This is a genomic window from Providencia sp. JUb39 (genome assembly GCF_012272845.1).
GTDB lineage: Bacteria > Pseudomonadota > Gammaproteobacteria > Enterobacterales > Enterobacteriaceae > Providencia > Providencia lanzhouensis.
On the sequence record NZ_JAAWXD020000001.1, the window covers coordinates 2,681,722 to 2,704,042 of the forward strand.

Consider the following 22,321-nt stretch of genomic DNA (forward strand, 5'->3'; position numbering starts at 1 on the left):
GGATGATTGAATTTAACAATGTCCAAAAGATTTACGAAAAAAATGGGCAATCCTTAGTCGCTCTACAAGATATTAATTTGCATATCAATAAAGGTGATATTTTTGGTTTTATTGGTTATAGCGGTGCAGGTAAAAGTTCCTTGATCCGCTTAGTCAATCAATTAGAAAAGCCTACCAGTGGCGCCATCAAGGTCGATCAGCACAATTTGGCAAAGCATACCCCATCGCAAATACGGACACATAAAAAAAGCATCGGAATGATTTTCCAACATTTCAATTTGTTGGAAACCAAGACCGTAGAACAGAATGTTGCTATGCCCCTGGTTTTACTTGGCATTGATAAGCACGAAATTGCCCGTCGCGTAGATAACATTCTTGAATACGTTGAATTAAGCGATAAGAAACACCAATACCCTAACCAGCTTTCTGGTGGGCAAAAACAGCGTGTTGGAATAGCGAGAGCGTTGATTAATAATCCACAAATCTTGCTATGTGATGAGGCAACCTCTGCCTTGGACCCGCAAACGACCGCCTCTATTTTGGCATTACTGCAAAAAATCAATCGTGAGCAGAAAATTACCATTTTATTGGTCACTCATGAAATGGAAGTCATTGAGCAGATTTGTCATCGTGTCGCCGTCATGGAATCCGGTCGCATTGTTGAAGAAGGCACAGTACTTGATATTTTTGCCAATCCTCAACATCCAACCACGCAAAAATTTGTGGGTACTGTGCTCAATGAAAAAATTCCGGAGCGTGTACTCCATCAGCTTGAACATCAAGAGGATGTGTATCGATTAGAATTTTTAGGCAAATCAGCTCAAGAGCCTGTGGTGAATGAACTTATTATAAAAAATATTATTAAAATCAATATACTATTTGCCAACATGAAAGAGATCAACGGCGTCGTTTTAGGCAGTATGTTTGTTCAGATGTTAGGCGATAAACAGCACATTGATGAAGCCGTAGCCTATTTACGCCATCGTGGCGTTGCAGTGAATAAGGGGACAGTATGAGTGAATTTTTTGAAACAGCACTGACAAGTAAACAATTTTTATTGGCCATGTCAGAAACATTCACTATGGTGAGTATTGCACTTGTCCTCGGTTCGCTATTCGGGATCTTATTGGGGATTTTATTAGTTATTACTCGCCCTGAGGGAATTTGGGAAAACAAACGTATTTATCGCGTTATTAACCCTATTATTAATATATTCCGTTCACTACCTTTTATTATTTTATTAGTGGCAATAATCCCATTAACACGCTTTGTGGTAGGAACATCTATTGGCACCACCGCGGCGATAGTCCCTTTAGTTATTTATATTGCGCCATATACGGCAAGATTGGTTGAGAATTCATTGCTCAGTGTCCATTCGGGTATTATTGAAGCTGCCGATGCAATGGGGGCGACCAACTGGCAAATTGTTTGGCACTTTATTCTACCGGAAGCAAAGTCATCATTAATTTTAAGTTTAACGGCTGCCAGTATAACGCTGGTTGGGGCAACGGCGATGGCTGGAGCCGTTGGTGGCGGCGGTGTTGGTGATCTGGCGCTAAATTACGGTTATCAACGCTTTGATAATGTTGCTATGGCAATTACGGTTGTGACCTTGGTGATTATCGTGCAAGGAATACAGTTTATTGGTGACACTTTGGCAAGAAAGGCGCGTTTTCACTAGTTAATATAAAGTCGATGAAATATCTTCATCGACTTTTATTTATTTTTCATACAATTAACCATCTCTTCCCCCCTTTTCAATTCCTACGCAAAAAATATTTACACATAAAAAAGTCGCTATTAACACGAGTTTAATAAAAAAACAGGCTATTTCTAAAAATTAAATTTTAAAAAATGCAGTAAAATACCAATATATTTTAAATGATTCATATATAATCATAATACTATACATCATAATGTTTATTTGACCACTTGAGACCAAAAACGCTATGAAATGTATATTTTAGTCACTTTGATAACATCTTTAGCTACCTCGCGCGCTTTACGATGCATCGTCAGCGTTTTATTAACCTCTAACTGAAAACTGATTATGCCGACTATCGAACAACTTATATTGCTTTCATCCATATTGATTTTACTCGGTATTTTTTCGAGTAAATTGTCTGCAAGACTTGGTTTGCCAATGTTGGTTATGTTTCTCTTTATTGGCATGCTGGCAGGTGAGGATGGCTTAGGGAAAATTACCTTTGATAACGTCAATGTTTCTTATGCTGTCGGCTCTCTCGCCCTTGCTCTCATTCTTTTCGATGGTGGGCTACAAACCTCAGTAAAATCAATTAAGCTAGTCTGGAAACCTGCATTCACCTTAGCTACCGTTGGTGTTTTGATTACTGCGGGTATCACCGGGTTAGCCGCTGCCTATATTTTAGGTATTCCTCTTCTTGAAGGATTGCTTTTAGGCGCCATTGTTGGCTCAACGGATGCCGCCGCCGTATTTTCACTGCTACGCAATGCTGGCATTTACCTAAATGAGCGTTTACAGGCGACATTAGAAATAGAGAGTGCAACCAACGACCCGATGGCCATATTTTTAACCGTTGGACTACTGCAACTGCTAATGAACCCACAAGCCTCTGGCAGTGAATTGGCATTATTATTTGTTAGTCAAATGGGAATTGGTGCTGCTGTAGGGATCGGTGTTGGTTGGATTTCAATAAAGATCATCAACAAAATTAAGTTACTTGCGGCAGGTCTTTATCCTGTTTTAGTGGCGGCTTGTGGTTTATTTTCATTCGGTGTCGCCAGTAACTTAGATGGCAGTGGCTTCTTATCTATTTTTGTCACGGGTGTGGTTATTGGTAATCACTCATTTGTTTTCCAACGAAATACCTTTTTATTTCATGATGGGCTGGCATGGTTAAGTCAAATCATCATGTTCGTTATGTTAGGCTTACTGGTTAACCCTAGCTCGCTGATTGAGGTATGGCAGGAAGGATTGCTCATTGCGTTGGTACTAACCTTTGTTGCAAGACCGCTGGCGGTTGTCCCTGTACTCAAACTATTTCGCTTCACTCGAAATGAGATAGCACTTATCTCCTGGGTTGGACTAAGAGGCTCTGTTCCGATTATTTTGGCTATTTTCCCCTTTATTTTTGGGTTACCGGGAGCAAACCTCATTTTTGATGTTGTTTTCTTCGTGGTACTCATTTCTGCAACGCTACAAGGTTCCACGCTGCCTTACTTTGCTCGCAAGTTAAATCTTATGCAACCACCACCGCTTCTGCCCGCTGCGACATTAGATATTACTGCTGTCGACCAGATTGATGCTGATTTGGTCGAATATACGCTGGGTGAGGACTGCTCTGCGGTCGGGCGGAGGTTATCTCAATTAGCCCTGCCTGACCAAACCGTGATTGCGATGATCACCCGAGAAAAAAGTGTATTGCCACCACGCGGCTCAACAATCTTAATGGCGAATGATCATTTGTTTGTCGTACTAAAACCGCAAAATCGCCTATTCTTAGAAAGATTATTCTCCGAACAAACTTCTTCAGAACCAACCATTATGGAGCTACCTGAATCTGGTTTAAGCTTAAAAGGCACAACGCGATTAAATGAAATTTATGAGTCATATGGGATTTTAATTGAAGTTGATTCCGATAAAACACTCAATCAATTTATTCACGTCAATACTGAAAATGAACCCTCTCAAGGGGATGTGATTAAGCTAGATGGCATACAAATAAAAATTGATGAAATGATCGGCCCACGTATCGTTACTGTTATTTTAGAGCCAGTAAAAATCCAACAGGAATAATATGTTAAAAATAGTGATAATCCATTTTCATTTTTCCACGCTTATTTTCTAATATTGTACGCATAAAAAAATAAAAGCCCCAAAGGGGCTTTTATTTTTGCAAGTACTCTATATAAGAGGGAGTTTAATATATTCAATGACTTTTACTAATTAACTTGAGTTAATTAATTTTATCGTTCTCAATTGAAACAATTTAATTACTGTACTTAATTTGTTTCATTATGAAACGTATACATAGAATAGATATTATACGAGAGAATAAAGTGAGTCGTTAAACCCTTTAGATTCTCTTTCCTCAGACGCGTTGATATCATCCTGGAGAACTTCACTGAAGAACTCACCCATATTTACACCTAGTACCTTTAATACGCGAACTAAGCAATCTATATCAATACGATTCACACCTCGTTCATAACGAAATAGTTGTTGTTCACTGATGTCGATCTCTTTAGCTAATTGGAAAACCGTATAGCCTTGAGCTTTTCTTAAAGACTTAATTTTTTGTCCAACTGCACAAGCGACAGGATATTTTGTATTCATAAACATTCTCGCTTCAATCTATATTAATTGAATAAAAATCAGCAGGTATTTTCTGCCATTTTCATTGTTATTTTATATGTACTATATAGTTCATCGATAAAAACATGGTGATACATCCAACATCACTAAGAGAATGATATACTAGCCTTCTAATTAGTTTCAACTAGTCCAAAAATGACATTGCAACTATGTAACAAAATATTTTTCTCTATACAAACAAGACGAGTTAGCAAATAAATCCTTGGATATCAATGAGTTACACAAATTGATAGCCAGTGAATATCACCGAGTAAACTCAGGTGAAAGAGCACATCGCAAGACAATTCACTAAAAACCAACCACTTTCCCGCCAATAAATCCAAAAATAAAGGAAATAAACAGAATAATTTAACACTGTAACAAAGTTAATCGTTTCACGATAACATTGGTAGTTTTTTGAGTCAAAAACCACATTAAGTGAGCATTTTCTGTAAAAGAAAGTAAAAAATATGTGTTTTACATATATAACTATTTTGCAACATAAAACATCAATAACTTACATTTTTGAACCGCATGCTACAAATTAATTAAACGCTATATTTTTAAAGTAACTTAGTGAATTTAATGCACCTACATACTCAACATAACAAAACATTAACGTTAAGGAAGCCGAACATTCACTTTACTTGATGAATATCACAAAAATATGAACATTACTGATTATCGATAATCTTATTTTAATATTATGAATACATGAACACTCAGAAATTATTGAACTTTAAGATTATCAAAACGTGAATAGCTAGAATTATTCACTAATATACTACTTTGAAGATATTCTTTTACTGTAATATCAATGAAAGTTTTGTTTGTTATTTCTTTAATATCATCTAAGAATATTCTTAATAATTTATTTAATCCAAACCAACATAAGGCTGTTCATGGGTATCGCATAATTTAGTTTCTAACGCAGTTACATTACCGCTATAGTTTTAAATAAAAATTCATTTCAGATAAAACTATTAATGCATTAATCCTTTAACATCTCCATTTAGGTAATTTCACTTAAGGAGTTAACATTCTTTATTTTTATTAACTAGATTTTGATTTTAACAAAATTGAGGTCTATTCAAGGCAAGGAAAAATCTCGTTATCGTTTCATTGAATATATTGATTCATAAAAAAAACAAAAGTTTATATTAATAATATAATGGTCAATATAACGCCATATCCAATCATAATAGGAATAACACTTAATGAGTAATATGAATATTTAAGGCAAAATCAACGAAGGATCATAGTTAGAGAGGATGATGAAAATTTATTGAATGCAACTATACATAAATTGTGTAAAATCAGTAAGTTATTTCTTCGTTAGCGTTTTTAGACAGGCACTTTTTGAGAATGATGAAGTGGTGGGCGATAGCGGGCTCGAACCACTGACCCCCTCCTTGTAAGGGAGGTGCTCTACCAACTGAGCTAATCGCCCACTTCATGACGCTGTACTTGATGGTGGGTCGTGCAGGATTCGAACCTGCGACCAATTGATTAAAAGTCAACTGCTCTACCAACTGAGCTAACGACCCATATTCAAGTATCTGTACTGCTTGAATGACTTACTTCATTTAGATGGTGGGTCGTGCAGGATTCGAACCTGCGACCAATTGATTAAAAGTCAACTGCTCTACCAACTGAGCTAACGACCCATCTATATTCTGAATTGTTTTTAATGCAAGAAAAGATGAAGTGGTGGGCGATAGCGGGCTCGAACCACTGACCCCCTCCTTGTAAGGGAGGTGCTCTACCAACTGAGCTAATCGCCCACTTCATAATAACCACATTGTCATAAATAATTGGTGGGCGATAGCGGGCTCGAACCACTGACCCCCTCCTTGTAAGGGAGGTGCTCTACCAACTGAGCTAATCGCCCAATCATTTATGTTTTCATCGTCAACGGTGGTGGGCGATAGCGGGCTCGAACCACTGACCCCCTCCTTGTAAGGGAGGTGCTCTACCAACTGAGCTAATCGCCCCGTCGTCGATGGAGGTGCATTATAGGGATACTGCGTTCTGAGTCAACGGTTTTTGAATAGATTTTTTCTGTTCGTTGCAAAAATAATCAAGATGTTTTAATTATCACCTAAGAAGTACCCTTTTTAATCAATTAACTACATTATCCTACTAAATTTTATTAGAAAAAAATCATCCGAAGCTCACCAGACTAAAAATTTCAGCGGTTATTTTCCCAATTTGATGATTTTCTTTATCTATATAGAGAGAAGCAGATTGAGGATTCACTACAGGGTGATAGAATAGAGGAACTTTTAGCAATGCTTACGATGAACATAAGCGCATAAGAAACAACGTTTCGCAATTAAGGCAATCTCGATGAGTAAAATCAAAACCCGTTTTGCACCAAGCCCAACTGGCTACTTGCACGTTGGTGGTGCTCGTACCGCCCTGTATTCCTGGTTATATAGTCGCCACAATCAGGGCGAATTTGTCCTGCGTATTGAAGACACCGACTTAGAACGTTCAACTCAGGAAGCTATCGACGCCATTATGGACGGTATGAACTGGTTGAATTTAAATTGGGATGAAGGTCCTTACTATCAAACTAAGCGTTTCGACCGCTACAATGCGGTAATTGATACCATGTTAGAAGCAGGTACCGCTTACCGCTGCTACTGCTCTAAAGAGCGTTTAGAAGCGTTACGCGAAGAACAAATGGCAAAAGGCGAAAAACCTCGCTATGACGGTTGTTGCCGTGACCATGAACATAACCACACTGCGGCAGAACCGCATGTTGTTCGCTTCCGTAACCCACAAGACGGTTCTGTAATTTTCAATGACACCATTCGTGGTCCAATTGAATTTAGCAACCAAGAGCTGGATGACTTAATCATCCGTCGTACCGATGGTTCTCCAACTTACAACTTCTGTGTCGTTATTGATGACTGGGATATGGAAATTACCCACGTCATTCGTGGTGAAGACCATATCAATAACACCCCTCGCCAAATCAATATTCTCAAAGCATTAGGCGCTCCAGTGCCTGAATATGCTCACGTTTCTATGATTTTAGGTGATGATGGTAAAAAACTGTCTAAACGCCATGGCGCTGTTAGCGTTATGCAATATCGCGATGACGGTTACCTGCCACAAGCACTATTAAACTATTTAGTACGCTTAGGCTGGTCACACGGCGACCAAGAGATCTTCTCAATTGAAGAAATGAAAGAATATTTTTCTCTTGATGCTATCAGCAAATCAGCGAGTGCATTCAACACTGAAAAATTACAGTGGCTGAACCATCACTACATCAATACCCTGCCAGCTGAAGAAGTGGCAACCTACCTTGCATGGCATATCGAACAGCAAAATATCGACACCAGCACAGGTCCACAGTTAGTTGAGTTAATCAAATTACTGGGTGAGCGCTGTAAGACACTGAAAGAAATGGCAGAATCTTGCCACTACTTCTATCAGGACTTTGAAGAATTTGATGCTGATGCAGCGAAAAAACACTTACGCCCAGTTGCTCGTCAGCCATTAGAAGTGGTGAAAGACAAATTAATCGCTATTTCCGATTGGACGACTGAGAATGTCCATCAAGCGATTGAAGCGACTGCGGCTGAATTAGACGTGGGTATGGGTAAAGTGGGTATGCCTCTGCGTGTAGCCGTGACTGGTGCAGGCCAATCACCTGGGTTAGATGTTACCGTTCATGCTATCGGTCAGGCTCGTTCTGTAGCTCGTATCGAAAAAGCATTAGCGTTTATCGCAGAACGCGAAGCATCCGCACAATAATTTTCTAAATTAAGAAGCCTTTCTATTTACTGCCTCTTAACTTAAGAGGCAGTTTGCTTTTCAGCTCCCGCATTAAATGGGAATTGATTGCAAAATGTTCTATATTTCAGCAGTTAAACCCGAAAAACATATTAATATATTGACACTCCAATCGAGCTTGAATATGATGCCTCCCGTCCAAAAGATTTTGTTTGGGGCTATAGCTCAGCTGGGAGAGCGCTTGCATGGCATGCAAGAGGTCAGCGGTTCGATCCCGCTTAGCTCCACCATCTAAAAACCAGTTTAGATGGCTGAATTTCATAACAAAAGACTACGTTTGGGGCTATAGCTCAGCTGGGAGAGCGCTTGCATGGCATGCAAGAGGTCAGCGGTTCGATCCCGCTTAGCTCCACCAAACTCTTTCTTATCTCCCTTTAATTCACTCTTTCCTTTTCCAAATTCTATTTGCAGTTTATCTTAATAATTTAGCCTAACTCACTTTCCCCTACTGTACCGTCTATTCACATTTGATTTACTCATATATAATTAGCTTATAATTTTATTTAAATAGAATTATTCAGATGTGTCATCGCACATCGTCCCTATTCCATTTCAACTAGGTGAGTTATGCCACACATAGATGCCGATATCATTGTGATAGGAGCAGGCGTTTCAGGTTTATCAGTCGCAAATCAATTACAGTCACAACCCCCCCAACATAAAAAAGTCCTTATCTTAGAAGCACGCGACCGTCTTGGTGGGCGTATTCATACGCGTGAAATTGATAACCAATTTTATGATTTAGGCGCTTCTTGGATCCACGGTATTACCGACAATCCAATCAGTGCAATCGCACAACAGCACCATATTCAAACCGTTGTTTTCAATTACCAAGACGCTATTTTCTATAAAAAAAATGGCTTGGTTTTGTGTGAGAACGAAAAAGAGGCTTTTGAAGCGGGTCTTGACTATTTAATGGAACAGTTTGAAACCATTTCATCACCCTGCCAATTTAACAATGCAGCCGAAGCGTTAAATAGTTGGTTGCAAAGCCCTGAATTCCACCATTTATTGACAGTAGACCACCATGCAAGTCAATCCCTGTTTGAACAGCTACAAACAGGTTTACATGAGTTTTTTGAAGTTATCGCTGAAGATCCCTGTGCTTGCACATTAGAGACATTATCTCCCTATTTTTTACAACTTGAAGGCTTTTGTGAAGGCGATGAAGTGATCTTCCCTCGCGGATATTCCCAAATTATCGAAACGCTATCAAATGGGCTGGATATTCGCCTTAACCATCCAGTTGAACATATTCATTACTTAGATAATTATGTCACTATCACCACGCTTAATGGACAACAATTCAATGCCCATAAAGTCGTTGTCACCGTACCGCTAGGGGTGTTGAAGAAAAACAAAATTCATTTTACGCCTGCACTGCCTGAAAAAACTCAAGAAGCTATTCATCAGTTAGGTTTCGGTGTATTCAACAAGTTATTTGTCACCTTTGAACAGGCTTTTTGGCGTAAAAATTCACTCAACAACGTCAATAGTATGTATATTCATGAGTCTGATTATTGGCTAAATTTTATGGATGTAAGCGCGATTTACCAAAAACCAACGTTGCTGTTTTTATTTGGTGGGTTGTCCGCAAAATGGCTTGAAGAGTGTGATGAATACGCCGCATGGCATGAACTGCAACAATCGCTCAGTAAGGTATTTGATAATGTACCCGCACCTATACAGCTGATAAAAACCGAGTGGGAAAAAGATATTTACGCTTATGGCTCGTTTAGCTACCCCGCACCTAACTATTCAGCGGATCAAATTGCCCAATTAAAACAGCCTATTGATAACAAAGTTTTCTTTGCAGGAGAACATTTAGCACTATCAGGAGCTGGTACCGTACACGGTGCTTATCAATCGGGTATAGATGCCGCCAACAGCCTGCTTAATACGCTTTAATTATCGATTAAGCCTCTAACCCTTACTTTCGTTTTAGGGGCTTAACAATGCTATCTAGCCCTTCTATCTTCAGCCCAAGAGTTATCTCCATCAATTCCCCTAATCGCCCTGCAGGAAACTCCCCTTTTTTATAAAACCACAGCAAGTATTCCTCAGGAAGATCAATCAGGACACAACCTTTATATTTACCAAATGGCATCGATGTATTGGCTATATCGAGTAAGTCTTGTTTTTCCATTTATCCGCTCTTGTTTTAGATATAAAAAAAACGGCATTCACTGAATGCCGTTTCTCACTGTAACACTTTTTATCGTAATAACTACAGGATTAATCCAACCACCGCAGCAGATAAGAAGCTTACCAGCGTTGAACCGTACAGTAATTTCAGACCAAAACGTGCAACGGTATTACCTTGTTTTTCATCTAACCCTTTAATAGCACCAGCAATAATACCGATGGAAGAGAAGTTAGCGAATGACACTAAGAATACAGATAAGATACCCACAGAGCGGTCAGATAAACCCGATGCTACGGCTTTTAAGCCATCCATTGCCACGAATTCGTTGGTCACCATTTTCACTGCCATGATACCGCCAACTTGTAACGCTTCATTCGCAGGGATACCTAACATCCAAGCAAATGGATAGAACACATAGCCCAGCATAGTTTGGAAGCTAACATTGAAAATAGCAGAGCAGATTCCGTTAACCATCGCAATCAGGGCGATAAAACCAATCAGCATCGCAGAAACGATAATCGCAACTTTAAACCCAGCAAGAATATATTCACCCAGCATTTCGAAGAAGCTTTGACCTTCATGCAGGCTGCGCATTTGGATCTCTTTTTCCCCTTCTGGTGGGTACGGGTTGATCAGCGATAACACCACGAATGTACCAAACATGTTTAAGACCAAAGCGGCAACCACATATTTTGGATCTAACATGGTCATGTATGCACCCACGATGGACATTGAAACGGTAGACATCGCCGTTGCCGCCATGGTGTACATTCTTCTTTCTGACATGCTGCCTAATTGGTCTTTATAGGCAATAAAGTTTTCTGACTGACCCAACAGTAATGAACTTACTGCGTTGAATGACTCAAGTTTACCCATGCCGTTTACTTTCGACAGCACCGTACCGATGATGCGGATAACGAAAGGCAGGACTTTAATGTGCTGTAAAATACCAATCAGTGCAGAGATAAAGATAATTGGACACAATACTTGTAGGAAGAAGAATGCTAAGTTGCCTTCAATCATTCCGCCAAAGATAAATTTGGTTCCTTCTGCCGCATAACCCAATAAATGGGTAAATACGCCAGCAACACCAAGAACGAAAGACTCACCGATACCTGATTTTAAGAACAGGTAAGCGAGTGCAATTTGGATCACAAGTAATTGAATAACATAGCGAGGGCGGATCCCTCTACGGTTACTACTCGCTAAAATAGCGAGAGCGCCGATGATGACGATGGATAAAATAAAGTGCAGGATCGAGGTCATATTTGACTCCAACAAAGTTACGAATCAGTCTATGCGCATATTCTATGTAATAGACAACATTTAAATGAGATTAACGTCACATTAATATGAAAACTGACTCAGCCTATCTTTCAAAAGTCACGACCAGATCACGTTTCACGAGTAACACATTAATAACAACTGTAAAAATGTTAGCCAGAAAATAAGAAATGCCATTATCACGACGGACGATAATGGCATTGCGCATTAAATATAGGTCACGATTAGATATTCAGCAAACGAATTAATTCTTCTTCATCAATGACTTTTATCCCCAATTCTGCCGCTTTCGCTAACTTTGAACCCGCCGCTTCACCGGCAATCACCAGGTCAGTTTTCTTCGATACACTACCCGCGACTTTCGCGCCTAAGGCAATCAATTTATCCTTAGCTTCATCACGAGAAAGCGTTGACATCGATCCAGTAAGTACGATTGTTTTTCCAGCAAATGGGCTATCGATGTCAGCACTGTTAATCACTTTCACTTCAGGCCAGTGGATGTTCGCGATGGTCAGTAAATCATGAATAACTTGGCGATTGTGCTCTTCGCGGAAGAAATGCACCACATGCTTAGCGACCACTTCACCAATATCTTGAACGGTTTTCAGTGATTCTTCATCCGCCGCCATCACCGCATCTAATGATGCATAATGTGCTGCGAGGTTCGCCGCCGTGGCCTCACCGACTTCACGGATCCCTAATGCATAGATAAAGCGAGCTAGTGTAGTTTGTTTGGATTTTTCGAGCGCATCAATGAGTTTTTGTGCAGATTTTGGTCCCATTCGTTCTAGACCGGTTAATTTACCCGCTGATAATTGATAGAGCTGCGCTGCGTTTTTCACATATTCCGCATCGACCAACTGCTCAATAATTTTATCGCCCATCCCATCGACATCCATCGCACGGCGAGAAACAAAGTGTTTCAGCGATTCTTTTAATTGAGCGCCACAGGTTAATCCACCCGTACAGCGAGCCACCGCTTCCCCTTCGATACGCTCAATATCCGAATTACAGACTGGGCAATGGGTTGGGAACAGAATTTCACGACTATCCGCAGGGCGTTTATCCAGTACGACACTCACAATTTGAGGAATAACATCCCCTGCTCGGCGGATCACAACAGTATCCCCAATGCGAACACCCAAACGGTCAATTTCATCCGCGTTATGGAGTGTGGCATTACTCACCACAACACCCGCAACTTGCACTGGCTCTAATCGAGCCACGGGCGTAATCGCCCCTGTGCGCCCCACTTGGAACTCGACATCTTTTAGTAATGTTATTTGCTCTTGAGCTGGGAATTTAAACGCCGTTGCCCAGCGTGGTGCCCGGGAAACAAAACCTAATTCTTCTTGAGTGGCAATATCATTCACTTTAATCACGACACCATCGATATCAAAACCGAGCGTCGGGCGAATTTTTTCAACATGGTGATAGAAATCGAGCACTTGCTGGCAACCAACACGTAGCTGTACATGCTCACTCACTGGCAGCCCCCACGCTTTAAATTGCATCAAACGTTCATAATGGGTATCTGGCAATGTTTTGCCTTCCACCAACCCGACACCATAGCAGTAGAAAGTTAATGGACGTTTAGCGGTAATACGCGGGTCTAACTGGCGAAGAGAACCTGCCGCCGCATTGCGTGGGTTAGCGAAAATCTTACCATCTGTTTTACGCGCTTCTTCGTTCATAGCCTCAAAGCCTTTTTGAGGCATAAAAACTTCACCACGAATTTCAACACGGGCAGGAATATTATCCCCGCGTAAACGCAGTGGAATCGCTTTGATCGTGCGTACGTTAGCCGTAATATTTTCGCCAACAGTACCATCACCACGGGTTGCCGCTTGAACTAACTCACCATTCTCATACAGCAAACTAACGGCTAGACCATCTAATTTGAGTTCGCAGCAAAATGTCAATTCCGTGTGGTTATGCAGTCGATCTTTCACGCGTTTATCAAATGCGAGATAGCTTTCTTCATCAAATACGTTATCTAAAGAGAGCATGGGAATTTCATGGCGAACTGTATCAAATGCGGCTAATGGCGCAGCGCCCACTCGCTGAGTTGGGGAGTCTGTGGTGATCAGTTCTGGATGCTGTGCTTCGAGGCTTTTAAGTTCCTGCATCAACTTGTCATATTCCACATCAGGAATTTCTGGTGCATCCATAACGTGATAGAGGTATTCGTGATGGCGCAATTGTTGTTTTAACGCGTCTATTTTTTGCGTAAGTGCGTCTGGGGTTTGTTTCGTCGTCATGTTTCACCAATAGATATAAAAAACCCCCTGAGTCGGGGGTTTTAATTAACTTAATGTATTTCGAATTCTTGCATGATACACCTCTATTTTTTGAGGTGTCAGTATTTTTCGTTCATCATCCAACACAACACCACCTGCATCTGATGCAATACGTTGTGCCGCTTGGAGCATTAATTTAAAGTTCTGGCTAGCTTCACCATAAGACGGCACCATCATAAAGATAGAGACGCCCGGTGTGGTGAAATCAGACATAGCTTCTGGGTCAAATGACCCTGGTTTCACCATGTTTGCCAGACTAAATAATACTGGACCCGATCCCGCTGGATGAACGTGACGGTGGAAGATATTCATGGCACCGAACTGGAAGCCCGCTTGAAGAATACTTTGCAGTAATGCTTCACCTTCAAGAACCTGCCCGTGATGCGCTGCAACATGCAGTACCAGAACAATTTCTTTTTCACTTGCAACTGCTGCTTTTTCTGCTGGTGCACTTGGTGCTTCGTGCTCGACTTCACTATGAGGTTGAGCCACAGGTTGTACTACTTCTTGATGAACAGAGACTTGTGGTACAGACTCTGGCTGTGCAGAAACATGGATTTTCGGCTCTGTATGAATGCGGACAGGCTCTGAAACATGCTCTTGTAAATCAGCTTCATCCGCCATATTAATCGTCAATTGCTCAGGGGCATGCCGATTATCAACATGTGGAGCAAACACAGGCTCAGAAGCTGTTGGTTTAACTGGCTTTGAAGCAGGCTGTGGTGAGTGCTCCGCAGTTAAATTAAACTCAGGCTCAGCGTCACGTTGAATTGTATGGGGTTGAGAGACAGGCTCAGCACGTGGCTCCTCTTTCACCATATAGATAGGCTGATCTTCAACAGCGGCTTTTTGTACCGGTTGATTTTCAGTAAACAGAGCGGAATCATCATATTCTGATGAATTTTCCTGCGTGTCATTCTTTCTACGTTTTACAGGTCTGTCGCGAAATAACTTAGAGCGCTCTTTACGGCTGGTCCATAAACCATGCAGTAATAAAGCGACAATGGCTATCGCACCTACGACCACTAATATTAGACGCAAATCCTGCATCGCTGCTATCTCTAGTTGATGAATAATGATGCCATCACGGCGGAAACTACCTTAAGATTATTTCTCAATTGCTCTAAGTGCAACCCTCAGAACGATTTTCTTACAAGAAAGAGAATATTCCGCCTTCGTTTGCTGCTTTTTTAAACAAAATTATCACTAGTCAGTGTAATTTCATACCTATATGATACATGCTCACCCGCAAAGGAGATAATAAGAAGTATGACCCAATCGACATTTTCGCCACAAAAAAATCACTCTGGTTTTTATTACTTTTCACAAGGGTGGCGACTAATCACTCGTCCTGGCATTAAGCGTTTTGTTATTTTACCCCTATTAGCAAACATTCTGCTGCTTGGTGGCGCTTTTTGGTGGTTATACAGCAAGCTTGGCGGATGGATTGAGCAGGTAATGAGCTACATCCCTAGCTGGCTACAATGGCTTGACTATCTGATTTGGCCTGTTGCCGTCATTTCTATCTTACTGGTTTTCAGCTATTTCTTTAGCACGATTGCCAATATCATCGCGGCTCCGTTTAACGGCTGGCTATCAGAGCATTTAGAAGCTGAATTGACCGGTAAGCCTGCACCTGATACGGGAATGGCAGAATTGCTAAAAGATGTACCGCGCATGATTAAACGCGAATTTGTGCGAATTGCTTACTATTTGCCGCGAGCCATCGTGTTATTGGTGCTGTTCTTTATTCCCGGTATTGGGCAAACTGTTGCGCCCGTTTTATGGTTCCTGTTCGGCGCTTGGATGATGTCCATCCAATATTGCGATTACCCATTTGATAACCATCGAGTTGGGTTTAACGACATGAAGCAAGCGCTCTCAAAAGACCGAGTGAATAATGTTCAATTTGGTGGTGCCGTCAGCTTATTAATGATGATCCCAATTTTAAATTTAGTCATCATGCCGGTTGCAGTTTGTGGCGCAACCTTAATGTGGGTTGACCGTTATCGCGCTCGTTACGCTCGCTATTAACCCTCATCAAAACTAACGCTTTCTAGGGATATGCAGGTACCTATCTGCATATCCTTCTCCACTGCTCCTACTCTCAAATTCGCCCAATATCAACATTCCATCTTAGTTATAATAATGCAATTTTAAATAACTCATGGTTATATTCTAGCGTTAAATCATATTTGCAATAATCAGATGTTCGAGTATGTTGAATTCATATTCAATTTTGAAAACACACCTAATTCTTGGCTAACCGTTAATTTTAAGGATGTCCCATGAGCAAAATTTATGAAGATAATTCGTTGACCATTGGAAATACTCCATTAGTGCGTTTACAGCATTTTGGCAACGGTAATATTTTGGCAAAAGTGGAATCTCGTAACCCAAGCTTCAGCGTGAAATGCCGTGTGGGCGCAAACATGATTTGGGATGCAGAGAAAAAAGGCATCCTGACAAAAGATAAAGAACTGGTTGAGCCAACAAGTGGAAATACGGGGATTGCCCTCGCCTACGTGGCCGCGGCTCGTGGTTATAAACTAACGCTGACCATGCCAGAAACCATGAGCGTAGAACGCCGTAAACTTCTAAAAGCCCTTGGCGCTAATTTAATCCTGACTGAAGGCGCCAAAGGTATGAAAGGCGCTATTGCGAAAGCGGAAGAAATCGTCAACAGCAACCCAAGTAAGTATCTGCTATTACAGCAATTTAGTAACCCAGCCAACCCAGCCATTCACGAGAAAACGACCGGACCTGAAATATGGAATGATACTGATGGCAACGTGGATGTCGTTGTTTCTGGTGTTGGAACTGGCGGGACTATCACAGGTATTGGACGCTATTTAAAGCAGACAAAAGGGAAAAAAGATGTGGTGATGGTTGCCATTGAACCCGCAACTTCCCCAGTAATCACTCAAGCTCTTGCGGGTGAAGAAATTAAGCCGGGTCCCCATAAAATCCAAGGTATCGGTGCTGGTTTTATCCCTGGCAACTTAGACCTTTCTATTATTGATAAAGTCCTGCAAATTACCGATGACGAAGCAATTTCAACCGCTCGTGAGTTAATGGAAAAAGAAGGTATTCTGGCGGGTATTTCTTCGGGTGCTGCGATTGCGGCAGCCGCTAAACTTGCTGCTCTACCAGAATATAAAGACAAAAATATTGTGGTCATTCTACCGTCTTCGGGCGAACGTTACTTATCTACCGCACTGTTTGCGGATATTAATGCAGAATAATGATTGTTAGGTTAACATTACGTTAAAAAAGCACCAATTAGGTGCTTTTTTTGTGGGTGAGATCATAGATTAGCACGGATTGGGATGATTTATTATCCGGCATTTAGTATTAAACATAGTAATTATTTCACACCTCGAAATTAATCATTTTTTAGTCACTCATCGATTGAATGGCAAAATACCCACTAAAAGCGTTGTGTGAAATTTAAACTAAATAAATGATAATTTGGTTGATACCAAACAAAGTAGAAAACCAAATGAATCGTTGATAATCTAAATTATACGCATGCTCAGCATATTTCATCTACAATAGGCTGTGTCATCATAAAAAACTTAAAATCACTGAGGAAATATTATGTTCCAGCAAGAAGTTACTATTACAGCACCTAACGGTTTACATACTCGTCCTGCGGCTCAATTCGTTAAAGAAGCAAAAGCATTCACTTCAGATATTACTCTGAGTTCAGGCGGCAAATCAGCTAGCGCAAAAAGCCTGTTCAAACTGCAAACATTAGGTTTAACCCAAGGCACCGTAGTCACCATTTCTGCTGAAGGTGAAGATGAACAACAAGCAGTTGAATTTTTAGTTAAACTGATGGGCGAATTAGAATAACGTTTCACTTTGCCATCTTGTTTTAACGTAATAATTCCCTGTCCCTGAATAAATTATTCGGGGACACCTGCTTAATCACTTATATCTACTGTTGTCTCTGCAACATCAAATCTCCTATCAGTAGTAAGGTAATATTATGATTTCAGGAATTTTAGTATCCCCAGGTTTTGCTTTTGGTCAGGCTCTCATCCTCAAAGAAGATCCTATTGTTGTCAGCACCCGTAAAATCACTGACGAGCAAATTGATAAAGAGATCCAAAACTTCATTGATGGACGTAACAAATCAGCTGAGCAGCTTAGCCTTATCAAAGATAAAGCAGAAAAAAATCTTGGTGCGGAAAAAGCTGAGATTTTTGAAGGTCATATCATGCTGCTGGAAGATGAAGAATTAGAGCAAGAAATTGTCTCTCTCATCAAAGGCGATAAAAAAACCGCAGATGCGGCGGTTTACTCAGTCATTGAAGACCAAGCTCAAGCATTAGAAGCATTAGATGACGAATACCTGAAAGAGCGTGCCGCTGACGTACGTGACATTGGCAAACGCCTGCTCAGAAATATTCTTAATATGCCGATTGTGGATTTAAGCGCAATCACCGAAGAAGTTATTTTAGTTGCCCCTGATTTGACTCCATCCGAAACCGCTCAGTTAAACTTAGACAAAGTATTAGGTTTTATCACTGACCTCGGTGGTCGTACTTCCCATACCTCTATCATGGCTCGTTCACTGGAAATTCCTGCGATTGTCGGTACCACCGATGCGACCAGCAAAGTGAAAAGCGGTGATTTTATTGTATTAGATGGCGTGAACAACACCATTTACCTCAATCCATCTGAAAGCGAAATTGATAAGCTGAAAGCCTTCAGAAATGAATATCTACAAGAAAAAGAAGAGCTAGCGAAATTAAAAGATTTACCGGCAATGACCTTAGACGGTCATCAAGTTGAAGTCTGTGCAAACATCGGTACTGTGCGTGATGTCGCAGGTGCTGAGCGTAATGGCGCAGAAGGTGTAGGTCTATACCGCACTGAATTCTTATTTATGGACAGAGACGCTCTGCCAACAGAAGAAGAGCAATTCCAAGCGTATAAAGCTGTAGCAGAAGCCATGGGCAGCCAAGCAGTGATTGTACGTACAATGGATATTGGTGGTGATAAAGACTTACCTTACATGAACTTACCGAAGGAAGAGAACCCATTCCTTGGCTGGCGTGCAATTCGTATTTGTCTTGACCGCAAAGAAATTCTACACTCTCAATTAAGAGCTATTTTAAGGGCGTCTAAATTTGGTAAACTGCGTATCATGTTCCCGATGGTTATTTCTGTCGAAGAAGTTCGAGAACTGAAAGCAGAACTTGAGATGCTTAAAGAGCAGCTACGAGAAGAAGGCAAAGCCTTTGATGAAGCGATTGAAGTCGGTATTATGGTGGAAACGCCAGCTGCGGCAGTCATTGCACATCATTTGGCGAAGGAAGTTGATTTCTTTAGTATTGGGACGAATGATCTCACTCAATACACTTTAGCGGTTGACCGTGGTAATGAGCTGATTTCACACCTTTATAATCCGATGTCTCCAGCCGTCTTGAACTTGATTAAACAAGTGATCGACGCTTCTCACGCGGAAGGTAAATGGACGGGTATGTGTGGTGAATTAGCAGGTGATGAACGTGCGACCTTATTGCTGTTAGGCATGGGGCTGGACGAATTTAGTATGAGCGCAATCTCAATTCCTCGTATCAAAAAGCTTATTCGTAATGCGAATTTTGCAGATACTCAAGCGCTAGCGGAACAAGCACTTGCTCAACCAACAGCCGATGAATTGATGAAACTTGTCGATACCTTTATCCAAGAAAAAACGTTATGCTAACAGCAGCACATTAGTTCGGTCCCATATAAAACGATTAGGAGAAGGTCCATGGGTCTGTTTGACAAACTGAAATCACTAGTTTCGGAAGACAAGAGTAGCAGTGGCAATATTGAAATCATCGCGCCATTATCAGGCGAGATAGTCAATATTGAAGATGTACCAGACGTTGTGTTCGCAGAAAAAATTGTTGGTGACGGTATTGCTATCAAGCCTTCTGGCAACAAAATTGTGGCTCCGGTTGATGGTACAATCGGTAAAATCTTTGAAACTAACCATGCGTTTTCTATTGAATCTGATGATGGTATCGAACTGTTTGTTCACTTCGGTATTGATACTGTTGAACTCAAAGGCGAAGGCTTTAAACGTATCGCAGAAGAAGGTCAATCTGTGAAAAAAGGCGACGTTGTCATTGAGTTTGACTTAGCCCTGTTAGAAGAAAAAGCAAAATCAGTTCTGACTCCAGTTGTTATTTCAAACATGGACGAGATCAAAGAGCTGAATAAATTAAGCGGTACCGTGACTGTGGGTGAAACAGTCATTATGCGTATTAAGAAATAATTGCGCTAAACCTTAAAAAGCAGCTTAATAACAAACCACCAGCGACATTTTTGCCCTGGTGGTTTTTTGTTGGGTTCTATTTTCTAGTCGTTGATTTATCAAAAAACGTTTACTTATCAAAAACACCTGTCGACAAATAGCGATCACCACGGTCACAAATAATCGCCACAATCACCGCATGAGGGTTCTCTTTTGCTACACGCAACGCACCCGCTACCGCTCCGCCCGAACTTACACCACAGAAAATACCTTCACGTTTTGCTAAAGCGCGCATCGTATCTTCAGCTTCTTGCTGATTAATATCGAGTACAGTATCCACTAATTCGCTGTCAAAAATCCCCGGTAAATATTCTGGAGACCAACGGCGAATCCCTGGAATTTGACTCTTTTCAGCGGGTTGTAAGCCCACAATTTCCACATTTTGTGATTGGCTTTTTAAGTAGCGACTCACGCCAGTGATGGTGCCTGTTGTCCCCATACTGGACACAAAATGGGTAATTCGCCCTGCTGTTTGTTGCCAGATCTCGGGTCCTGTAGTTTTAAAATGGGCTAAAGGATTATCAGGGTTATTAAATTGGTCTAAAACCTTCCCTTCGCCTCGCTTAGCCATCTCTTGAGCTAAGTCCCTCGCCCCTTCCATTCCTACTGTCGTACTCACTAAAATAAGTTCTGCACCATAAGCTTGCATAGACGCTTTACGCTCTTGGCTCATGTTATCCGGCATTAACAGCTTCAGTTTGTAACCTTTCACCGCAGCAATCATCGCTAAAGCGATCCCTGTATTGCCACTGGTGGCTTCAATAAGCGTATCTCCCGGTTTGATCTCCCCGCGTTTTTCGGCTTCGTTGATCATCGAAAATGCTGCTCTATCTTTTACTGAACCGGCAGGGTTATTTCCTTCAAGCTTTACCCAGATTTCAGCATCCAAACCTTCCGTTAGACGTTGCAAGCGAACCAACGGCGTATGACCAATAAACTGTTCCAACGTTGACACTGTGTTTTTCCTTATAATAATTTTTTATTGATTGATAATATAATTAACAATTAATTCTAAAATCAATCATCCCTTATTAATCTACGCGCTTTTAGCTAGAGAGGGGAAAAATAATGGCTCTTTACCCTGATAAATTTGTGTTTGTTGGCTGCCGAGATAGTAATTTTCACCCCTTGTAGGAACAGTACGCGCATCCTGCCATACCACGGATAAGGTTTCCTCACTCCAGTCTAAAGGTTGTACCGTTAATTGCCAAAAATGGCCGCGAGGGCCTGATTCAATGATCCTTACTGGCAATTGGTGTTGTTCATCCCTTTCTTTCTGCAAACGAATATCCCAAGGGCGAATAAACACATCAACCTCCCCTTGCTGAGCACTAATCTGCGCGAGTGGGAAGGTAAAGTTCGCTATCTGCAACTGTGAACCGCGGATCTGTCCAGGGATTTTGTTAACCTCCCCCATGAATTCAAGCACAAAACGCGTTTCCGGTGATTGCCAAATTTCATTTGGAGTACCGACTTGTTCAATATGCCCTTGGCTCATCACGACTATGCGATCTGCAACTTCCATCGCTTCCTCTTGGTCATGAGTCACGAATACACTCGTGAATTTCAACTCTTCATGAAGCTGACGCAACCAACGACGTAATTCAATACGCACTTGCGCGTCTAGTGCACCAAACGGTTCGTCTAACAGCAAAATTTGCGGCTCTACCGCTAATGCTCTTGCTAATGCTACCCGCTGTTTTTGTCCTCCAGAAAGCTGAGAAGGAAAACGCTCAGCCAAATGGGCTAATTGCACCATCTCAAGCAGCGCCATTGCTTTTTGCTTAATCGCTGCTTTTGAGGGTCGCTGTTTTCGAGGTAATACCGTCAGACCAAACGCCACATTCTCGAATACCGTCATATGGCGAAATAGCGCATAATGCTGGAACACGAAACCGACATGTCTATCTTTCGCATGAACTTGGCTCACATCTTGACCATGGAAACGTAACGAACCGTGGCTTTGTTGCTCTAGCCCCGCAATAATCCGCAACAAGGTGGTTTTCCCAGAGCCAGATGGCCCCAATAATGCCACCATTTCCCCTGAGCCGATATCCAATGAGATATTGTTCAGCACTGATGTTTTACCAAACAATTTACCAACATGATTAATTTCAATACTCATA

The 22,321-nt window shown here is 41.2% G+C and carries 17 protein-coding genes and 8 tRNA genes; 12 read left to right on the forward strand and 13 right to left on the reverse strand.

What is annotated here, in order from left to right; translation table 11 throughout:
• The first annotated feature begins 2 nt into the window (after positions 1–2).
• The 3 genes from HFU86_RS12410 (at position 3) to HFU86_RS12420 (ending at position 3,778) form a co-directional block, all read left to right on the forward strand.
• Positions 3–1,016, forward strand: a complete 1,014-nt coding sequence (locus tag HFU86_RS12410; RefSeq protein ID WP_187129364.1) for a methionine ABC transporter ATP-binding protein — start codon at positions 3–5, stop codon at positions 1,014–1,016.
• Positions 1,013–1,681 carry a methionine ABC transporter permease gene (locus tag HFU86_RS12415; RefSeq protein ID WP_132495518.1) on the forward strand — a complete coding sequence of 223 codons (669 nt, stop codon included), beginning with the start codon at positions 1,013–1,015 and terminating at the stop codon, positions 1,679–1,681. Before HFU86_RS12410 ends, HFU86_RS12415 begins: the two co-directional genes overlap by 4 nt.
• Before the next feature lie 369 nt (positions 1,682–2,050).
• A complete protein-coding gene (locus HFU86_RS12420) occupies positions 2,051–3,778 on the forward strand; it encodes a potassium/proton antiporter (protein ID WP_132495520.1) in 1,728 nt (575 codons plus the stop codon).
• Positions 3,779–4,024: 246 nt separating this feature from the next.
• On the opposite strand, the gene HFU86_RS12425 is transcribed toward HFU86_RS12420, so the two are convergent.
• The 7 genes from HFU86_RS12425 to HFU86_RS12455 all read right to left on the reverse strand — a co-directional run bounded on the left by HFU86_RS12425 (position 4,025) and on the right by HFU86_RS12455 (position 6,330).
• Entirely contained in the window at positions 4,025–4,318 is a 294-nt protein-coding gene (locus tag HFU86_RS12425) for a helix-turn-helix domain-containing protein (RefSeq protein WP_036949379.1), read from the reverse strand.
• 1,392 nt (positions 4,319–5,710) lie between these two features.
• Positions 5,711–5,786 (reverse strand) — tRNA-Val (locus tag HFU86_RS12430).
• A 21-nt stretch (positions 5,787–5,807) separates the two neighbouring features.
• Positions 5,808–5,883 (reverse strand) — tRNA-Lys (locus HFU86_RS12435).
• A 44-nt stretch (positions 5,884–5,927) separates the two neighbouring features.
• A tRNA-Lys gene (locus HFU86_RS12440) sits at positions 5,928–6,003 on the reverse strand.
• A 41-nt stretch (positions 6,004–6,044) separates the two neighbouring features.
• Positions 6,045–6,120: transfer RNA gene (locus tag HFU86_RS12445), tRNA-Val, on the reverse strand.
• A gap of 31 nt (positions 6,121–6,151) precedes the next feature.
• A tRNA-Val gene (locus HFU86_RS12450) sits at positions 6,152–6,227 on the reverse strand.
• A 27-nt stretch (positions 6,228–6,254) separates the two neighbouring features.
• A tRNA-Val gene (locus HFU86_RS12455) sits at positions 6,255–6,330 on the reverse strand.
• A 355-nt stretch (positions 6,331–6,685) separates the two neighbouring features.
• On the opposite strand from HFU86_RS12455, the gene gltX reads away from it, so the two are divergent.
• The 4 genes from gltX (at position 6,686) to HFU86_RS12475 (ending at position 10,054) form a co-directional block, all read left to right on the forward strand.
• Positions 6,686–8,107 carry a glutamate--tRNA ligase gene (gene gltX / locus HFU86_RS12460; protein ID WP_132495522.1) on the forward strand — a complete coding sequence of 474 codons (1,422 nt, stop codon included), beginning with the start codon at positions 6,686–6,688 and terminating at the stop codon, positions 8,105–8,107.
• A 193-nt stretch (positions 8,108–8,300) separates the two neighbouring features.
• Positions 8,301–8,376 (forward strand) — tRNA-Ala (locus HFU86_RS12465).
• A 49-nt stretch (positions 8,377–8,425) separates the two neighbouring features.
• A tRNA-Ala gene (locus HFU86_RS12470) sits at positions 8,426–8,501 on the forward strand.
• Positions 8,502–8,713: 212 nt separating this feature from the next.
• Positions 8,714–10,054, forward strand: a complete 1,341-nt coding sequence (locus HFU86_RS12475) for a flavin monoamine oxidase family protein (protein ID WP_132495524.1) — start codon at positions 8,714–8,716, stop codon at positions 10,052–10,054.
• A gap of 22 nt (positions 10,055–10,076) precedes the next feature.
• Here the strand turns inward: HFU86_RS12475 and HFU86_RS12480 are convergent, their stop codons facing one another.
• The 4 genes from HFU86_RS12480 to zipA all read right to left on the reverse strand — a co-directional run bounded on the left by HFU86_RS12480 (position 10,077) and on the right by zipA (position 14,926).
• The gene (locus HFU86_RS12480) at positions 10,077–10,292 is read right to left on the reverse strand and encodes a DUF3820 family protein (RefSeq protein WP_108478551.1); all 216 of its coding nucleotides are present in this window, start codon (positions 10,290–10,292) and stop codon (positions 10,077–10,079) included.
• A gap of 81 nt (positions 10,293–10,373) precedes the next feature.
• Entirely contained in the window at positions 10,374–11,558 is a 1,185-nt protein-coding gene (locus HFU86_RS12485; protein ID WP_036949543.1) for a NupC/NupG family nucleoside CNT transporter, read from the reverse strand.
• Between the two features lie 242 nt (positions 11,559–11,800).
• Positions 11,801–13,837: an NAD-dependent DNA ligase LigA gene (gene ligA, locus HFU86_RS12490; protein WP_187129365.1), complete on the reverse strand. Its 2,037-nt coding sequence runs from the start codon at positions 13,835–13,837 to the stop codon at positions 11,801–11,803.
• Positions 13,838–13,882: 45 nt separating this feature from the next.
• Entirely contained in the window at positions 13,883–14,926 is a 1,044-nt protein-coding gene (gene zipA, locus HFU86_RS12495; protein WP_187129366.1) for a cell division protein ZipA, read from the reverse strand.
• 219 nt (positions 14,927–15,145) lie between these two features.
• On the opposite strand from zipA, the gene cysZ reads away from it, so the two are divergent.
• From cysZ to crr, 5 genes are all read left to right on the forward strand, one after another.
• Complete coding sequence (gene cysZ / locus HFU86_RS12500) at positions 15,146–15,910, forward strand: sulfate transporter CysZ (protein ID WP_187129367.1); 765 nt, start codon at positions 15,146–15,148, stop codon at positions 15,908–15,910.
• Between the two features lie 254 nt (positions 15,911–16,164).
• On the forward strand, positions 16,165–17,121 hold the full coding sequence (cysK, locus tag HFU86_RS12505; protein WP_132495532.1) for a cysteine synthase A: 957 nt from the start codon (positions 16,165–16,167) through the stop codon (positions 17,119–17,121).
• 355 nt (positions 17,122–17,476) lie between these two features.
• Complete coding sequence (gene ptsH / locus HFU86_RS12510) at positions 17,477–17,734, forward strand: phosphocarrier protein Hpr (protein WP_006658608.1); 258 nt, start codon at positions 17,477–17,479, stop codon at positions 17,732–17,734.
• Positions 17,735–17,870: 136 nt separating this feature from the next.
• Entirely contained in the window at positions 17,871–19,598 is a 1,728-nt protein-coding gene (gene ptsI / locus HFU86_RS12515) for a phosphoenolpyruvate-protein phosphotransferase PtsI (RefSeq protein ID WP_132495534.1), read from the forward strand.
• A 48-nt stretch (positions 19,599–19,646) separates the two neighbouring features.
• Positions 19,647–20,156 (forward strand): PTS glucose transporter subunit IIA, encoded by a 510-nt coding sequence (crr, locus tag HFU86_RS12520; RefSeq protein ID WP_006658610.1) that lies wholly within the window; start codon positions 19,647–19,649, stop codon positions 20,154–20,156.
• 109 nt (positions 20,157–20,265) lie between these two features.
• Here crr and cysM read toward each other — a convergent pair whose 3' ends face one another.
• Positions 20,266–21,150, reverse strand: a complete 885-nt coding sequence (cysM, locus tag HFU86_RS12525) for a cysteine synthase CysM (protein WP_187129368.1) — start codon at positions 21,148–21,150, stop codon at positions 20,266–20,268.
• Between the two features lie 81 nt (positions 21,151–21,231).
• Complete coding sequence (gene cysA, locus HFU86_RS12530; protein WP_187129369.1) at positions 21,232–22,320, reverse strand: sulfate/thiosulfate ABC transporter ATP-binding protein CysA; 1,089 nt, start codon at positions 22,318–22,320, stop codon at positions 21,232–21,234.
• Position 22,321 lies beyond the last annotated feature (1 nt).

Excerpts from the sequence above, each read along its gene's own strand:
- HFU86_RS12485 (WP_036949543.1), bottom strand. The coding sequence starts at position 11,558 with ATGACCTCGATCCTGCACTTTATTTTATCCATCGTCATCATCGGCGCT.
- cysA (WP_187129369.1), bottom strand. The coding sequence starts at position 22,320 with ATGAGTATTGAAATTAATCATGTTGGTAAATTGTTTGGTAAAACATCA.
- ptsI (WP_132495534.1), top strand. The coding sequence starts at position 17,871 with ATGATTTCAGGAATTTTAGTATCCCCAGGTTTTGCTTTTGGTCAGGCT.
- HFU86_RS12475 (WP_132495524.1), top strand. The coding sequence starts at position 8,714 with ATGCCACACATAGATGCCGATATCATTGTGATAGGAGCAGGCGTTTCA.
- gltX (WP_132495522.1), top strand. The coding sequence starts at position 6,686 with ATGAGTAAAATCAAAACCCGTTTTGCACCAAGCCCAACTGGCTACTTG.
- HFU86_RS12410 (WP_187129364.1), top strand. The coding sequence starts at position 3 with ATGATTGAATTTAACAATGTCCAAAAGATTTACGAAAAAAATGGGCAA.
- cysK (WP_132495532.1), top strand. The coding sequence starts at position 16,165 with ATGAGCAAAATTTATGAAGATAATTCGTTGACCATTGGAAATACTCCA.
- HFU86_RS12420 (WP_132495520.1), top strand. The coding sequence starts at position 2,051 with ATGCCGACTATCGAACAACTTATATTGCTTTCATCCATATTGATTTTA.
- HFU86_RS12415 (WP_132495518.1), top strand. The coding sequence starts at position 1,013 with ATGAGTGAATTTTTTGAAACAGCACTGACAAGTAAACAATTTTTATTG.
- zipA (WP_187129366.1), bottom strand. The coding sequence starts at position 14,926 with ATGCAGGATTTGCGTCTAATATTAGTGGTCGTAGGTGCGATAGCCATT.
- HFU86_RS12425 (WP_036949379.1), bottom strand. The coding sequence starts at position 4,318 with ATGAATACAAAATATCCTGTCGCTTGTGCAGTTGGACAAAAAATTAAG.
- ptsH (WP_006658608.1), top strand. The coding sequence starts at position 17,477 with ATGTTCCAGCAAGAAGTTACTATTACAGCACCTAACGGTTTACATACT.
- ligA (WP_187129365.1), bottom strand. The coding sequence starts at position 13,837 with ATGACGACGAAACAAACCCCAGACGCACTTACGCAAAAAATAGACGCG.
- crr (WP_006658610.1), top strand. The coding sequence starts at position 19,647 with ATGGGTCTGTTTGACAAACTGAAATCACTAGTTTCGGAAGACAAGAGT.
- cysZ (WP_187129367.1), top strand. The coding sequence starts at position 15,146 with ATGACCCAATCGACATTTTCGCCACAAAAAAATCACTCTGGTTTTTAT.
- HFU86_RS12480 (WP_108478551.1), bottom strand. The coding sequence starts at position 10,292 with ATGGAAAAACAAGACTTACTCGATATAGCCAATACATCGATGCCATTT.